Annotated in this window: 14 protein-coding genes; 4 read left to right on the top strand and 10 right to left on the bottom strand. The window is 55.1% G+C overall.

Annotation, left to right across the window (positions count from 1 at the left end):
* Positions 1-24: 24 nt before the first annotated feature.
* From WJU22_RS02790 to WJU22_RS02755, 8 genes are all read right to left on the bottom strand, one after another.
* Positions 25-639 carry a DUF4291 domain-containing protein gene (locus WJU22_RS02790; RefSeq protein WP_341841767.1) on the bottom strand — a complete coding sequence of 205 codons (615 nt, stop codon included), beginning with the start codon at positions 637-639 and terminating at the stop codon, positions 25-27.
* A gap of 126 nt (positions 640-765) precedes the next feature.
* On the bottom strand, positions 766-1,659 hold the full coding sequence (locus WJU22_RS02785) for an AraC family transcriptional regulator (RefSeq protein ID WP_341841766.1): 894 nt from the start codon (positions 1,657-1,659) through the stop codon (positions 766-768).
* Positions 1,660-1,745: 86 nt separating this feature from the next.
* Positions 1,746-2,990 (bottom strand): NAD(P)/FAD-dependent oxidoreductase, encoded by a 1,245-nt coding sequence (locus WJU22_RS02780; RefSeq protein ID WP_341841765.1) that lies wholly within the window; start codon positions 2,988-2,990, stop codon positions 1,746-1,748.
* Positions 2,991-2,999: 9 nt separating this feature from the next.
* A complete protein-coding gene (locus WJU22_RS02775; RefSeq protein ID WP_341841764.1) occupies positions 3,000-4,004 on the bottom strand; it encodes a 4-hydroxyproline epimerase in 1,005 nt (334 codons plus the stop codon).
* The gene (locus WJU22_RS02770; protein WP_341841763.1) at positions 4,001-5,536 is read right to left on the bottom strand and encodes an aldehyde dehydrogenase (NADP(+)); all 1,536 of its coding nucleotides are present in this window, start codon (positions 5,534-5,536) and stop codon (positions 4,001-4,003) included. The genes WJU22_RS02775 and WJU22_RS02770 overlap by 4 nt, the downstream gene beginning before the upstream one ends.
* Positions 5,520-6,452, bottom strand: a complete 933-nt coding sequence (locus WJU22_RS02765) for a dihydrodipicolinate synthase family protein (RefSeq protein ID WP_341841762.1) — start codon at positions 6,450-6,452, stop codon at positions 5,520-5,522. The genes WJU22_RS02770 and WJU22_RS02765 overlap by 17 nt, the downstream gene beginning before the upstream one ends.
* 150 nt (positions 6,453-6,602) lie before the next feature.
* Entirely contained in the window at positions 6,603-8,231 is a 1,629-nt protein-coding gene (locus WJU22_RS02760; RefSeq protein WP_341841761.1) for a sodium/sugar symporter, read from the bottom strand.
* A 34-nt stretch (positions 8,232-8,265) separates the two neighbouring features.
* Positions 8,266-9,153 (bottom strand): inositol oxygenase family protein, encoded by an 888-nt coding sequence (locus WJU22_RS02755; protein ID WP_341841760.1) that lies wholly within the window; start codon positions 9,151-9,153, stop codon positions 8,266-8,268.
* Between the two features lie 113 nt (positions 9,154-9,266).
* Here WJU22_RS02755 and WJU22_RS02750 point away from each other — a divergent pair, with 113 nt between their 5' ends.
* From WJU22_RS02750 to WJU22_RS02740, 3 genes are read left to right on the top strand one after another with little or no spacing between them, the layout of a single operon-like run.
* Entirely contained in the window at positions 9,267-9,560 is a 294-nt protein-coding gene (locus WJU22_RS02750) for a LacI family DNA-binding transcriptional regulator (protein WP_341841759.1), read from the top strand.
* The gene (locus WJU22_RS02745) at positions 9,521-10,273 is read left to right on the top strand and encodes a substrate-binding domain-containing protein (RefSeq protein ID WP_341841758.1); all 753 of its coding nucleotides are present in this window, start codon (positions 9,521-9,523) and stop codon (positions 10,271-10,273) included. The genes WJU22_RS02750 and WJU22_RS02745 overlap by 40 nt, the downstream gene beginning before the upstream one ends.
* Before the next feature lie 14 nt (positions 10,274-10,287).
* Positions 10,288-10,773 (top strand): hypothetical protein, encoded by a 486-nt coding sequence (locus WJU22_RS02740; RefSeq protein ID WP_341841757.1) that lies wholly within the window; start codon positions 10,288-10,290, stop codon positions 10,771-10,773.
* A gap of 42 nt (positions 10,774-10,815) precedes the next feature.
* On the opposite strand, the gene WJU22_RS02735 is transcribed toward WJU22_RS02740, so the two are convergent.
* Together WJU22_RS02735 and WJU22_RS02730 are read right to left on the bottom strand one after the other, a co-directional pair.
* Positions 10,816-11,439, bottom strand: coding sequence for a response regulator transcription factor (locus WJU22_RS02735; RefSeq protein WP_341841756.1), 624 nt, complete (start codon positions 11,437-11,439; stop codon positions 10,816-10,818).
* 29 nt (positions 11,440-11,468) lie between these two features.
* On the bottom strand, positions 11,469-13,442 hold the full coding sequence (locus WJU22_RS02730; RefSeq protein ID WP_341841755.1) for a tetratricopeptide repeat-containing sensor histidine kinase: 1,974 nt from the start codon (positions 13,440-13,442) through the stop codon (positions 11,469-11,471).
* A 228-nt stretch (positions 13,443-13,670) separates the two neighbouring features.
* Between WJU22_RS02730 and WJU22_RS02725 the strand changes: the two genes are divergently transcribed.
* Positions 13,671-15,830, top strand: coding sequence for a hypothetical protein (locus WJU22_RS02725; protein WP_341841754.1), 2,160 nt, complete (start codon positions 13,671-13,673; stop codon positions 15,828-15,830).
* Positions 15,831-15,838: the final 8 nt, after the last annotated feature.

Here is a 15,838-nt window from a genome sequence, read left to right as displayed (position 1 = left end):
GCCGCCGCACGGGCTTCTTCATTTTCAGAACGCACCGATAATGGATTTCGTGGCCGGCGGCAATTCATACGGCATTTCCGCGGGAAGCATGGCCGCAGCGGCCTCCGCTTGTCCGGCCGTCAGCGTCTCCCGGATAGTCTGGCAATACGCCGTAATATCTTCCACTTCCACGATCCATTCATTTACATACGAACGGACGGACGAGCCGGAAAGCCCGATCTGGATGGAGCGGTACGAAAGTTCTTCGAGGTGGATGTTTTTCTCGGGGTCCCACTGCACGCGGACTTCCGTATTCTTCACCAGCGTTTGCCATTGCTCATGGTCGCGGTGAACATTGGCGTCGAAGTGCGACAGACAGGCGTTTTCCAGTGCGCGCTCGAAGCCGCTTCTTTTGAGCCGGATGGCGAGGATGCGCTCCTGGTTTTCTTTGGTGGCCCATCCGGAGCGGTACATCATCCACAGGAAAGATGGTTTGATCCACGTCATGCGCTCCGCTTTGAACGGGGAAACGAAGGTCTGGTGGCGTACGGCAGCCTGCGCGATGGCCGGGTTGTAAGCCTGGTAAACGGTGATGGTAGATTCGTCGAACCGGGCGCGGATTTGTTTGGATGGAATGGTTGGGTAGATGTTCGTGTTCATGTTGCGTTGGTTTGCAGGTGTAGGGTTAATCATAATTATATCGCGGCAAAGATAGGGCGTATTTCGATGGTCAGGCGCGGGGATGAGTGCGCTTCGTCAGCCGGAACGGCGTTTTCGTCAGATTTTTTATAGCCCCTGGTAAGTATTGACGGATTGGAATTCGGCGAGGTACGCACGCGGTGAACGGCCTTTCACGCTTTTGAACACCCGGTTGAAATTGGTGATGCTGTTGAAGCCCGCCTTGTAAGCCGCTTCGGAAATGCCGTCGGGGTTCACGGTCTGGGTGAGGCTTTTGCAGGCTTCGTTGATGCGCACTTCGTTGAGAAAAGTCACGAAACTGCGGCCCGTATGTCTTTTGAAATATCTGCAGAACGCCTGCGGCGTCATGTAGGCAACGGCCGCTACTTCGTCGAGCGTAACGTGGGTATGATACCGCTGCATGACGAAATGGAGGATCCTCCCCAGCCGCATGCCCTCGCTTTCAGACAGGTCCGCAGAATAATCCGCAGGGCACAGCCGCTCGGTGTGCCGCAGGTTTTGCAGCGAAGTGAAAACATCGAGAAAGCGGTGCAACGCATCGAGCCCAACGGCATCGTGCACCGATTTTATCAGCTTCGGCAATTCCGGGCACTGCGCAATGTCGGTTTTAAAACCATGCTGGTTCGCCTGAAGCCATGTTTTCAGCACTTTCATTTCCGGCAGGTTGAAAAGCCCGCCAATCGTGCCTTTGATGTTAAAGTACAATGACGATGCCTTGATGGATTTTCCACTGTCTGCCGCAAAAAATTCAGGATTGCTTTTGAACAGGTGCGGCAGGTTGCTGCCGATAAGGAAAACGTCGCCGGCTTTGAAGGCATGCATATTGTTCCCGGCCAGCAGCATGCCTTCGCCACGTTCCACAAGCGTGAGCTGGTACTCGTCGTGCCGGTGGAGATGCGGATAAAAATGCGGCTGCTCGATCCGCTCTGCGATCACGCTTTTGTTATCTGGATAGAGTATGGTGAATGGTAATACTTTCATAACCGGAATGCGTCTCTTAATTTACGCTTTTTACCCCATCCCTGGATTTGTAAACCAAAATCAGGTTAAAATCCGGTAAGTTATGGTCAAAATCGGTCCGGTGAGAAAGCGGAAAGGGAAATAGCAGCGGGTTTTTCCGTAACCAACTGACTGACAACCAATCCAGTAGCCGGGCCGAGGCTCAGCCCCATCATACCGTGGCCCGTTGCCAGCACGAGGTTTTTCAGTTTTTTGCTCAACCCGATGTAAGGCAGCCCGTCAGGCGAAGAAGGCCTGAATCCATGCCAGACTTCCGCGGCAGCGGGCATTTTCACGTTCAGGTTGGGGAAATATGCGGGGATGGAAGACACGATGCCTTCCACACGGTTCATGTTTATTTTGTCGTTCATCCGCCCGAGCTCCATCGTTCCGCCGAAGCGGATACGGCCGTCCATCGGGGTAACGGCCACCCGCGCTTCGCAAAGCAGCGCGGGCACTTCCACGATCCCGTTCGGGTTATGCTGTAAAAAAGAGTAGCCTTTTCCCGGCATGAGCGAAACGCCGATGCCCATTGTTTTCGCCACCTCCGGCGACCACGACCCCGCCGCCAGCACGAACCGGTCGGCGGTAAACTTCCTTCCACCGGCCAGTACCGATTTCAATACGCCCTTCTCAATTTCCACACCGTCGACTTCGTGGTGCTTCAGGACGGTAACGCCGTTTTCCGCGAGGTGTTTTTGCAGCGCATCCATGAGCGTCATGGGTGTGAGGTGGCTGTCGCAGCGGTAATGAACGGCGCCCAGCACGTCCAGTTCGAGCCTGGGCTGGAGGGCTTTGCATTCCGCGGGGTTCAGTACGGCCATGTCCAAACCCAATGCCCTGGCGTCTTCCACGAGGTGCGATTCTTCTTCGCCGGTTTTTTCCGTTTTGAAGAAAGCGAGAATGCCCCGGTGCCGCAGCCCCACGTCGAAACCGGGTTGCGCCGCGAGCTCGGTATACAACCGATGGCTCAGCAGCGACAGGTCGCGAAGGGGCGCGGCGGAACGTTTCACATGCTTCGCATTCGCATGTCTCATAAATTGTAACCCCCAGCCGATCAGCTCCCGGCTGAACGACGGTCTCACGTAAAAAGGACTTTTGCTATCGAACATCCAGCGGATGCCGCGGTTGATCATGCCTGGCGAAGCCATGGGCACGAAGTGGCTGGGCACGATCATGCCGGCATTGCCGTAGGAGCAGTTGCCGGTAATGTCGCCCTTGTCGAGCACGGTAACGCGGTGGCCGTCTTTGTTGAGATAATACGCCGAGCACAGCCCAACGATGCCTCCGCCGATGATAACGATATCTGCCATGGAATTGACTTAAATAACCTGAAAACCGAATGCGTAAGGGTCGTCTGCCTCGTCGATGCGGATGTTGTTGTACCCGTAAACCCGCGCCCAGCCTTCGATGGAGGGGACGATGGCGGGCTTGCCGGCGAGCTCGGTGACGGCTTCCACGCGACCGGTAAATTTGCTGCCGATGAAACTTTCGTGGATGAAGGGCTCACCCTGCCGGAGTTTCCCTTTCGCAAACCATTGCGCCATCCTGGCGGATGTGCCGGTGCCGCAGGGCGACCGGTCGATCGCTTTGTCTCCGTAGAAAACGGCGTTGCGGCCGGAAGATGCGGGGTCGATAGGCGCGCCGGTCCACTGGATATGGCTGCAACCGTTGATGGTAGCGTCTTGCGGGTGTACGAAGGTGTGCGCATCGTTGATCCGCTTGCGGATCACCTGGCTCCACGCCACGAGTTGTGCGGCGGTGTGATGTTCCAGCCCGCGGAAATTTTCCTGGGGGTCAATGATGGCGTAGAAGTTGCCGCCATAGGCCACATCGAAGCGGAGCATGCCCAGGTCCGGGCATTCCATCTGCAGATTTTCGGCGGCGAGGTAGGAGGGAACGTTGCGGAGTTTAACGGATTTCACTTTCCTGCCTTCCTGCTGATATTCGATGATGATGAGGCCGGCGGGGGCTTCCATGCGCACGGTGCCGGGGATTTTCGGCGTCAGCAACCCTTCCTCGATGGCGATGGTGATGGTGCCGATGGTACCGTGGCCGCACATGGGGAGGCAGCCGCTCGTTTCGATGAAAAGCACGGCCACATCGTTCGCGGGATCGTGCGGCGGGTAGAGGATGCTGCCCGACATCATGTCGTGGCCACGGGGCTCAAACATAAGCCCCGTCCTGATCCAGTCGAATTCCCGGAGGAAGTGCTGGCGTTTCTCGCTCATGCTGTTCCCCTGCAACAGTGGGCCGCCGCCGGCCACGAGGCGAACGGGGTTGCCGCAGGTATGCGCGTCTACACAAAAGAATGTTTTCGATATCATTTTCTTGCACAGGTTAAGTCGGTGATACGAATAATGTTGAGCGGATTGGCGGATTTCAGTTCATCGGGCAACAGTTCGTCTGGCCAGTTCTGCCAGGCCTGCGGGCGAACGAACCGGGCCACGGCGCCCTGGCCCACGGAGGTGAAGCGGCTGTCTGTGCTCGCCGGGAAGGGGCCGCCATGCTGCATGGCAGCGCAAACTTCCACGCCGGTGGGAACGCCATTGAAGACGATCCTCCCGGCCAGGTCTGCCAGTTGCTGAATGAGGATTTCATGCGCAGGCAGCTCGTCCGGTTCCGCTATGATGGTAACCGTCAGTTGCCCGCCGAGCACCGCTGCGGCGGATCGCAGTTCTTGCAAATCCTCCGCCACCACGATCATCGCGAACGGCCCGAATACTTCTTCCTGCAAATGCGGGTTGGAAAGGAAATTCCGGGCGCTGACCTGCGCGAGCCGCGCGCGTGTGGGGAAGTGGACCGTTCCGGAAGCGGAGGCGCCTTCGGCGAGGAGCGTCACGCCATCTGCTGCGGCCGTTGCGGTGGAAAGTTGATGATAATGTTGATGGATGCCCGCGGTGAGCATGGGCACGGATGCGGTTTCCCGGATGGCAGCAGCCAGCGCGGTGGTGAAAGTCTGGAGGGAAGGCGACCGCAAAGCGAGGATGAGCCCGGGTTTGGTGCAGAATTGCCCGCCGCCCAGCGTGATCGATCCGGCGAGTTGGGTGGCGATTTCCGCCGCGCGTTTTTCCAGCGCAGCGGGTAAAAGCAAAACAGGGTTGATGCTGCCCATTTCCGCGAAAACCGGGATGGGAATGGCACGTTCGGCTGCGAGCTTTTGCAATGCCAGTCCGCCTTTCAGCGAGCCCGTAAACGCGACCGCTTTCGTAGCCGGATGTTTCACTAACGCTGCGCCAACGGCATGTCCGTCATCAAACAATATGGAAAAAACACCTTCCGGCATGCCGCATTTTTCAATGGCGGATTGGATGGAAGCGGCTACCAGCACGCCGGTGCCGGGGTGCGCGGGATGTGCTTTCACGATCACGGGGCAGCCGGCCGCCAGTGCGGAAGCCGTATCGCCGCCGGCCACGGAGAACGCCAGGGGAAAGTTGCTGGCCCCGAAAACCACGACCGGCCCCAACGGCACGAGCATTTTGCGGATATCCGGCGGACCGGTATGGATCACGGGCTGTACCCAGGAACCTTCTTCCACGAGCCCGGCGAAAAGCCGGAGCTGGGTAGTGGTGCGCACGAGCTCGTTGCGCAGGCGCGTGAGCGGAAGCCCGCTTTCCGCCGAAGCCCTTTCCGTTATTGCATCTCCGCCGGATTCGATCTCTTCGGCGATAGTTCGGAGGAAACGGGCTTTTTCATCTTTCCCGGCGCGGCGGTACGCTTCGAAAGCGGTAACGGCGGCATGCATCGCTGCATCCACATCCGCGGAAGTTGCGCGGAAGCAAGTGCCTTCGAGCAGCGCGCCGGTGGCTGGGTTTACGGCCTGGAACGGATGAAGGCCGTTGCTATTGGGCGTTTGCATGGATGTTGAGATAGTCAGGTAAAATGGGGCGTGTTGCCAATGCGGTATCGATGACTTGCTGAACGGTTTCGCGTTCCTTGCCTTGCAGCTGAAGCCTTGGCGCGCGCACGTTTTCCGTGCCGATGCCGGTGCTGGTAGCGGCCAGTTTGATGTATTGGACGAGGCGGGGATGAATGTCCAGCTCCAGGAGCGGCATAAACCAGCGGTAGATTTTCAGTGCGGTGGCGATATCTCCCGATTTGACGAGCCTGAATATGGCCACGGTTTCGCGGGGGAAAGCGTCTACCAGTCCTGCCACCCAACCGTCTGCGCCGAGCACGAGACTTTCGAGGGCGAGGGGGTCTACGCCGGTGAGGATTTTATACCGGTCGCCGAAGCGGTTGATCATACGGGTAATGTTGATGACATCGCGCGAAGATTCTTTCACCGCCTGGATGTTTTGATAAGGCAACAGTTCCTCGAACATCTCGAGCGTGATGAAAATTTTATAGTCCACCGGGTTGTTGTACAGCATGATCGGCAGTCTGGTGGCGGATGCAACGGCTTTAAAGAAAGCGAGCGTTTCTGCATTGTCTGCGTAATACCGCATGGGCGGCAGGAGCATCAGTCCGTCTGCGCCCCAGGACTCGGCGTCGGCTGCCAGTGCGGTGGCGGCGCTGGTGGTTTGTTCGGCGATGTTGACGAGGATGGGGAAACCCTTCGGCAGAAAATCCCGCGCGGCCTGATACAGCTGCTTTTTCTCTTCGTTGGTGAGCGTGCTGGCTTCGCCGAGGGAACCGCCGATGATGATGCCATCTACACCCGCATCGAGCTGCGCGGCGAGATTGATTTTCCACATGTCGATGTCCAGTTCGTCGGACGGAGTGAAGGGAGTCAGAAGGGCGGGGAAAACGCCGTTCCAGTTAAACTTGCGCATAGACCTTTGTTTGGTCCAAAGGTAGGGGAGGCCGTGGGCGCGGATGTTACGGGATTTAACATGAAGTTGACGGATTTTGACCGGTTTGTGGATGCAGGCATCATATCCGGTGAAAATCGGCCGGATACGGCATTCAAATAATGATAATTGTTACCAAAACACCGTGTACAGCGCCGCCAGAATTCCGATGATAATGACCGCGCCCACTTTGAAGCCGGTGGTGGTGCGGAACATGGAGCGGTCGATCTCGATAGGCGTTTCCGTTTCCTGCCGGGGTTTCGCCAGGCTGATAACGACCATCACAGCGATGAGCAGGCCGAACGTGATAGACATCCGGTCGAGGAACGGGAAATCCGGGAACGCCCCGCCCGTCCATTTCGGGAGGAATTTCAGGACGGTGGAAATGGGAATGGTGAGCAACGCGCCGGCGAGCGCCGCGGAAGCGGTGGTGCGTTTCCAGAAGAACCCGAGGAGGAAAATAGCCAGTACGCCCGGCGAAATAAACCCGACGTATTCCTGGATGAACTGGTACGCCTGGTCGAGGGAGCGCAGGGCCGGGGTCACCAGCGCGGCGATGCCCATGGAAACGATCACCGCCCATTTGCCGGCGCGCACCAGTTGCCTTTCGGTCGCGTTTTTATGGAAGAATTTCTGATAAATGTCCAGGGAGAAGATAGTGGAAATACTGTTGGCCTTTCCGGCGAGGGAAGCCACGATGGCGGCCGTCAGCGCAGCGAACGCTACGCCTTTGAGGCCCGGCGGCAGGAGGTTCATGAGCGTGGGATAGGCGTGGTCGGGCTTCACGTGCCCGGCGGCATCGGTCATTTCCTGCTGGAACATGCCGTTTTTATGCAGCACGAACATCACGATGCCGGGCAGCACGGCGATCACGGGCACGAGGAGTTTCAGGAAAGCGGCGAAGAGAATGCCGTTGCGGGCGGTTTTCAGGTCGGCCCCCAGCGCCCGTTGCGTGATGTATTGATTGCATCCCCAATAGGCCAGGTTGTTGATCCACATGCCGCCGATCAGTACAGACAGGCCGGGAAGCTCCTTGTAATAGGGGTTGCTTTCGTCGAAGATCATGTGGAAATGCGTAGGCGCTTCCCGCCGCAACACGCCCAATCCCTGGAGAATATTCCCGTCATAACCGAACTTTTCCGACAATAACGACAGCGCCAGATAAGTAGTCACCAATCCACCGACAATCAATACCAGCACCTGTATCACATCCGTATAACCGATCACTTTCATCCCGCCCAGCGTCACGATGATCGCAAAAACGCTCAGCCCTGCGATGCACCATCCGAACGTAATCGTCGAAATGGAAGTGATGGCCAATGCGCCGAGATAGATGATGGACGTGAGGTTCACGAAAACATACACCAGCAGCCAGAACACCGCCATTACGGTGCTGACTTTGTCGTTATACCGCTTCGCGAGGAATTGCGGCATAGTGTAGATCTTGTTTTTCAGGTAAATGGGGATGAGCACCACCGCCACGATGATCAGCGTGGCCGCCGCCATCCATTCATAAGTGGAAATGGCCAGTCCCAGCGCGAAACCCGAGCCCGACATCCCGATGAAATGCTCCGCCGATATGTTGGACGCGATCAGGGATGCCCCGATCGCCCACCAGGTCAGCGATCCTTCCGCGAGGAAGAAATCTTTCGAGCTGGCGGCGGCGGAACGTTTTTTCCGGTAGATGTAAAATCCGTATGCGGCAACGATAATGAAATAGATAAAGAAAACTACATAGTCGGCGAACTGCAGTTTATTCATACGCGTGGAAAGGGTTTGGTGGTTGCGGCAGGAATCAGAATTTCAGGTTGGCGGGCAGGTATTTGGCCACCAGGTCTTCGTAATAGGGCCGCAGCTGTTTCCAATCCGGCGGTACGGGGTTTTTCGAATAAAGATCGTATGGATTAAAGAGTTTTACCCAACGGAGCATTTCGCGGTCGTGCCCGTCCAGCAGATCGCTGTACGCGCCTTCGCGGTGCCAGGCGTAGAAAGAATGGTACCGCAGCATGTAGAGGCCCTGCTCCGGCAGATAGTCTTTCATCATCTGGTACACATATTCGTCGTGCCCCCACGACATGTCCACATTCCGCAGCCCGCAGCCTTTTTCGTAAATGCCGGTGGGCGACTGGAAGCGTTCGTCGCGGTAGTCTGGGTTGTTTTTGAAGAATTCCGGGTACACGATTTTGTCGGAATAGGCGCATCCCACGGGGAAAGTATCGCCTACCACGGCCCATTGCGGCTCGCCGAAGAGGCAGAGCACCTTGCCCATGTCGTGCATGAGGCCTACGAGCACCATCCAGTCGGGGTGGCCGTCTGCCCGGATGGCTTCGGAAGTCTGCAGGAGGTGCTGGAACTGGTCGAGGTCCGTGTCTGGGTCGGAGTCGTCCACCAATTCGTTGAGGAAGTCAAACGCTTTCCAGACGGGCATTTCCTTCTTGTCGAACCGGAGATAATCGGCGCGTTTCTGCTGTACGAAATCGTAGGTCTGGTAAGTATGGTTGAGCCGGTAGAACTCGCGGACGGTGTCCCGTTCCGGGGTATCGTAATTCCGGTATTGGTCGGTCGTTTTATCTTTGGCGATGCTGTCTGGGTCGGGGTACCGGTTGAGGACGGCGTCTTCCCATTCATCGAGGTTGTTCAGGGGATTGATTTCCGAGGGTTTGAACGGTTGCTGGTTACCCATGGCAAAATTTTTTGTAGTTTGAGAGATGTGGAATCCATCCATAATTTCGGTTATTTTTAAGTGGTTGGGTACGTTTCCACTTTCTTTATTTACGAAACCGGTTTCGTAGAAAGATGCAGCAGATCACCATAAAAGCCCTGGCCCGCGAGCTTCAGCTTTCGGTTTCGACGATTTCAAAAGCGTTGCGGGACAGTCATGAGATCAGCGAAGCCACCAAGCGGCGGGTGCTGCAGCTGGCCGCGCGGCTCGATTACAAGCCGAATCCTTATGCGAGCAGTCTCCGCGGGCGGAAGAGCCGGAACATCGGCATCGTGATCCCCGAGGTGGCGGATAGTTTTTTTCGCTGGCGATCAACGGGATCGCGGCGGTGGCGAAGGAAAAAGGGTACCATTCCATCATTTGCCTGACGCATGAAGATTATAAAGACGAACAGGCCATCCTGAAGGATTTTCAAAGCGGGCGGGTAGACGGGGTGCTGATGTCCGTTTCCGGGACTACTGAGAACGGTGCGCACATCCGGGCGTTGATGGACCAGGGCGTTCCCGTAGTGTTGTTCGACCGCGTGCTGCCGGATGTTCCTGCGCCGAAGGTGGTTACCGATGATGCCGCGAGTGCAGGCAATGCCACGCAACTGCTGTTGAAGAACGGTTGCCGGCAGGTGGCGTTCCTGGGGCTTTCGCCGCAATTGTCTATCAGTGCAGACCGGCTTTCCGGCTACGAAAGCGCGCTCCGCGAAGCCGGCCATCGCCCGTTGGCGAAGAACGTGCTTTGCTGCGATGCCGACCCGCGCCGGAACCTCCTGGCGATCAAGCGGCTCCTGCGCCGGAAAGACCGGCCGGATGGCATTGTGGCGGCGGTGGAGAAGCTGGCGCCGCTGGTTTACCAGGCTTGCAATGAATTGTCGCTGCGCATTCCGCAGGATGTAAAAGTGATCTGTTTTTCGAACCTGGAGATCGCGGGGATGTTGCAGCCCTCGCTGTCGACGGTGACGCAGCCGGCGTTCGAAATGGGGGCGAAGGCGGCGGGGTTGCTCATTAAGCTCATGGCGGGGAAGCGGGTAGAAATGGAGGTGGTGGTGGGATCGGGGGTTGTGGGGAGAGCGTCGAGCGGGAAAAATTAGGAACATTTATACCTATGAATAAACTTATACTCAAGTATTCCCTTATTACGTTAGCGGGGCTCCTGGTGCAATGGTGGCTGTTTTTCTTCGCCCCGTTCGCCATTCCGGAGCGGATCCCTTCCACGCCCATCAATATCCATGGAGTGGTTCTGATCGGTTACCTGGTCTTGATATTGATCCTTTTCCAGAAGCGGTTACTGCGTGCGGCGCCGGACAGGGGGATCGGGTATCTGACTGTACAGGGAGCATTGATGGCGTTTTGGGCGGAACTGGCTTTCCAGCTCATCCGCATGCCGACGTTGGTGGCGGAAACCTTCGGGGAGCGCGTGTATTATTGTGGAAGGGGGACGATAATGGTGTCCGCTTTTGCTGCCGTACTCTCTTTCCTGGTTGCCTTTCAGTTGAAGACAAAGAGAACGGGATGGTTGATACTGCTGATTATCGGGGTGTTATTGCTGGTTGCTTTGCTGAAGCAGGTTTTCCCGGGATTGTGGCCGTAATTCGATTTCCCTTTGCATGATCTTAACATAGCCCGAATTCCGTTATTCCACATGGATCAATCCCATTTTGGCCGCTTTCCCGATTAATATGGCCGTATTCTTTGCATCGAACTTTTCGAGGAGGCTTCTGCGATGGGTATTTACCGTGGGCATACTGATGAATAATTTTTCCGCGATGGCCGCATTGGTGAGGCCGGCGGCGATGAGCTTCAATATCTCTTTTTCCCTTCGGGTAAGAATGGGGATTTGATGTTCGGAATCTTTCAAACTGGCGCTGGCTTCGATGCTCATATAGGTTTTTCCTTTGGCGGCGAGTAGAATGGCCGTCATCAGTTCCTGTTTACCGGCGTTTTTAAGGAGATATCCCGATGCGCCGTTATCGATCATATCCCTGATAACGGAATGCTGATTGAATGTGCTGAGCCCGAGGATCCCGCAGCCGGGATACATACCATGTACCCGCCTGCAAAGCTCGATGCCGCTCATGTCGGGGAGGTTGATGTCCATCAATATCACGTCTGGCTGCTGGTGTTGCAGGAAGCTGATGCAGCTGGCCGCATTGGTAGCATGCCCGAGCCATGCTATCGAAGGCTCTTGCTGCAAGAGGGAGCGGATACCTTCAATTACCATGTAATGGTCGTCAACTATGAACAGCTTTATTTGCATGCAATCCAGGAATTAAGCCGGCGGCGGCGCTAAACGTTTATTTCTACCAATACCGAAGTTCCTTTGCCTGGTCCTGTACTGATATCAATTCTTCCCCTTAAAAAATCGACCCTGTTCTGAATGTTATGCCATCCCATCCCCCTGGCATTTTTCAGGGACTGCACATCAAACCCACGGCCATCGTCTTCGACGGTAAGTGCAAACAGCTTTTCCGGCGAGGCATAATGGGATTGCACGAGCAGGTTTTGTGCGTTGCCATGTTTGACGGCATTACTGATGAGCTCCTGTGCAATACGGTAAATGGTGACTGCCGTGGTGTGATCTGCTGCAAAATCGTGCATGCCGATGGATTGATAGCTGAGCTTTACCACGCCACTGTTGTCAATTTCCATGCAGTAGTCTTTCAGTGCGGTATCGAGCCCGTATTTTACCAGTATTTCAGGCATCATGTTGTGCGCTACCCTTCGCATTTCGTGGATGGAAGAATCGAGCATGTCTATGCTGCGCTCAAAGGCCTGCGCATTTTCGGGTGTCATGATCACATTCCCTTTCATACTGCTCAATGCATGTTTGATGCCGCTGAGCATGCCGCCCAGGCCGTCGTGAAGGTCTTTGGCAAGGCGGCTTCGTTCCTGTTCTTCTCCCTTCAGCACGGCTTCGGTGGCGGTGAGCTGCTTTTCTGTTTCGAGCTCGTCGATCTTTGCCTGTTGCAATTTCTGGCGGTTACGGTAGTTGCGGTAGGTAAGCAATGAAATCGCCAGTAAAGCCGCCGCTCCGGCAATCAGGAAATAGTTGAGGATGTTTTTCTGGCGAAGCTGGAGTTGCGCGATTTCCCGCTCTTTTTGCAGGGAATTGATCTCCCGGTCTTTCCCGGCTACCTTGAACCGGGTTTCCATCATCGCCGTTTGTTCTTTCATTTCATCAGACATGATGGTGTCTGACAGCAAGAGCTTTTTATTCAGGTATTCGTTCGCTGTTTTCCAATCCGATCTGTTTTGATACCACATCGCCAGCAGCTTATAAGCATCCAGTCTGTATGTTTTCATTTGATAGGCAATGGATTTGCTTAACAGGGTGTCTAAATATAGCCGGGCCTCGGCAGGTTGTCCGGCCTCCATGAGGCATTGGGCGAGGGGGCCGAGAATGGCAAGTTGCTGGTATTTATCGTCGATCGCCAATGCATATTCGTTCGCCTGTTTGAAATTTGCAATGGCTTCCTTGAATTGCTTCTTTTCCTGGTATATCGAGCCTTTGCTTTCGCAAAAGAGGAAAAGTTGGATGGGCTTGTTGTTTTTTCTGACAACGGGCTCAACTTTATTCAATAGCATCTCGGCTTCGGTGAATTGGTTTCTGCCGAGAAGCCGGGTGATGTAGTTTAGGTATCTGCCGGCCACCGCAGCCGGGCTCCCGTTTTTTTCGGCGGAAGCGATAGCTTTTTTATCGTATTCCACCGACTTTTCCGTTTGCGACAGTTTGTTGTACACTTCTGCCATACCATCGTAAACGACCGACACCACCTGGGGTTTATATACCTCAAGAACCGTTGCTGCCTCGGTGTAATGGTGGATGGATTGATCATAATCCCCGATTTTGAAACATTCCATGCCCAGGTTATGGTGGAGGAACGCTTTTTCGATAATTGCCGCGCTGGATGTGTCTCCCTGGAAAGCCATGAATGCGGAGTCTGCATATAAAAACGCCATGGGAAAATCTCCGCGATCGGCATAATATATTTCCTGCGTACTGTAAGCGATCTGCAAGCCCCTCTGATAGTGTTTCTCCTTGCTGATGGCAATCATTTCGTTGATATAGGGCAACAGGAGGGTGGTGTTCTCGTTGATGGCGTTCTGGGTGTATTGTTGAATGAGGCGGACGCGCGCGGTGTCTCTGGAAGGATGCTTGTCGATTTCTGCCCTCAGACTGTCAAGATATTTGGTTTGTGCCAATGCCCCGACGCCGCCAGTAGCTTGTAAGATAATGAGTATCAGTATTAATTTTCTCATACTTCCGGTTTACAATATTCCATAACTACAAATTACGGAAAAGGGGAATAGCGCCCGCTCGTCTTTTTTAATGATTTTTTGAAAGGGGGAAAATCATGCTTTTTCATGATAACGGGAGCCGTTACCCGAAACTACATTTACATCACAAACTGCGTGCAGGCCGATGAAGGTAAAGTGCAGCCAGTGCCTCCCAGGCCGTAAAATGTCTATACACCTCAAATGCTCACCATGAAATACAAAAAGCAAATCCTGTTTCTCCTGCTGATCGTGCTGGCAAACTCCGCGGCCTTCGCGCAAAGGCCTTCCCCTGCGCAGATGGAGGCCGACAGAAAGCAACTGGCGGAAGCGCAGAAGCAGCTGGCAGCCCAACTTGCCAAAATGGACCCCGCGGCCAGAAAAAGCTACGATAGCATGTTGAACGTGTTCGGAGCGGGCACAAAAATGAATAATGCCATCCAGCAAGTGAACGATAATGCGGCCACGGCCGGGAGATCCGCCGGCCTGTCTATCGACAAAAAGAACAAATCGAAAGCATCCATTGCCGCGACCCCCACAACCGCCGCTATGGGCGCGTTCATCGGCACAGGGAGCAACGCCGTTTTCGCGGCTATGCCGCCCGCAGCAAAAAACAAAGCCGGTGAAATTTATACAGCATTGAAACAGAAAGGGGCGGACGCCGACGAAATCGGCAATGCCGCCGCGGCCTTGTGGATGGCGGGCCGAACGCAGATTGCGCTGGGCGTCATGGCCCAGGTATGCGGTAACGATGCCGGCAATATAGATAACCTCAGCAACTATGCCTCCATGCTTACCATGACGGGCGCCCCGGAATTGGCCATCCCCATCCTCAATAACCTGAACGGCAGGTTCCGGAAAAATACCACCGTCCTGAATAACCTCGGCCAGGCGTGGTTTGCCCTGGGCGAAACGGAAAAGGCCAGCCAATACCTGGATAGCACATTGGCATTGAATGCCGGCCATGCGCAAGCCAATGAAACAAAATGCCTCATCGCGGCGGGCAGCGGGAATAAAACCGCAGCAATGGCGTATGCAAAGGCCGCCTTCAAGCAGGGCGCTACCCAGGAACGGAAAGACAAGCTAAGGCAACTGGGATATTCCATCACCGGGAATGACTACAACAGTTTCCCGCCCGCCAATACGAATGACGACCTCCTGCAGCTGGGCGGCTTCTCCATGCCGCCGTTCCCGAAATCGGTGGAAGAATGCAAAGCACTGGAGCCCGTCTGGAAGCAATTCAGAAAAGATATCGACCAGCAAATGAAGCCCCTGCAGAAAATAACCGAAGAATCGAACAAAGGGATGGTTAAGCAGCTGGAAGCGCAGCAAAAGCAATTCATGAGCGCCATGAACCAGGCGGTGAACAATCCCGGATCGGTAAGCCAGCAAAGCGCGCTCGCCATTGCGGCGGTGCCCATGTTTTCTGAAGAAATGAATGCGCGGCAGAATATTGTATTGCAAAACCTGCAAAAGAAAAAGCAGGCCGTGTTGCGGATGATGTCGGAGTTCCGGAACGGAGAAGGCGCCGCCATGCGGAAAAAGTACGAGGACGCCATGCATAAAATCGACGAGAAATGGAAGGACGTAGGACAAGGCGGATCGGCCAACAATGAAGCGTTGTGCCTCGATGCGGTGAAGGCAGCCAATGAATTCCTGCAACCTTACAACGGTAAAATGGAAGAACTGTACAAAGCGTATCTCGACGCCGATAAACAACTGCTGAACGAACTTTCCTATTCCGCGCTGTATACTTCCTACCCTGAAATGTTGCCGGGCATTCATGCCGGATTGAAAATGCAGTGGCTGCGGGATTTGTCGCTGACGTTGAACGGCTTCAATTATGAATCCGTTACCCGATATGAATGTGTGGATGCGGGTGATGGCAAAGCCGGGAAGCTGGCCACGTTCAAAGACCCCCGGTGCAATATCAACAGTGAATTCAGCCAGTCGCTGGGCGTTGCGAACCTGGGGTTCAGCATAAAAATCGACTGCAGCGGCCTGAGTACTTCCTTCAACCTGCTGGCAATTGGCGTCAAGCTCAATCAAGACCTGGACCATGCCGGCTTCGGCGATTCGTTTAAAAGTTGTACGGTCAGCTTCGGCCCCAAGGTAAGCGCCGGTGGTAAGATTGGTCCGCTGGAAGCGAGTGCCAACGTGGGCGGCGGGTTTGATGTGGAGATAGACCGGACGGGCGTGAAAGATGTGGTCGTAAAAGCCGGGGCGGAAATTGAATCGGGGTTCCGTAATCCCGGGATCAAAGAGCCCGGGCTGCTGGGAACGGCCGCTTCAGGGTCTGTGGGTGTGGAAGGACGGATGAGTATTATATCGGGAGTAGGTGCTATTCAGGGTACGGGAATGATAGGGAAATAAATCAAAAC

This window comes from Chitinophaga caseinilytica, assembly GCF_038396765.1.
GTDB lineage: Bacteria > Bacteroidota > Bacteroidia > Chitinophagales > Chitinophagaceae > Chitinophaga > Chitinophaga caseinilytica.
Note: the sequence above shows the minus strand (reverse complement) of the source record. Positions and strands in the feature narration are given on the sequence as shown.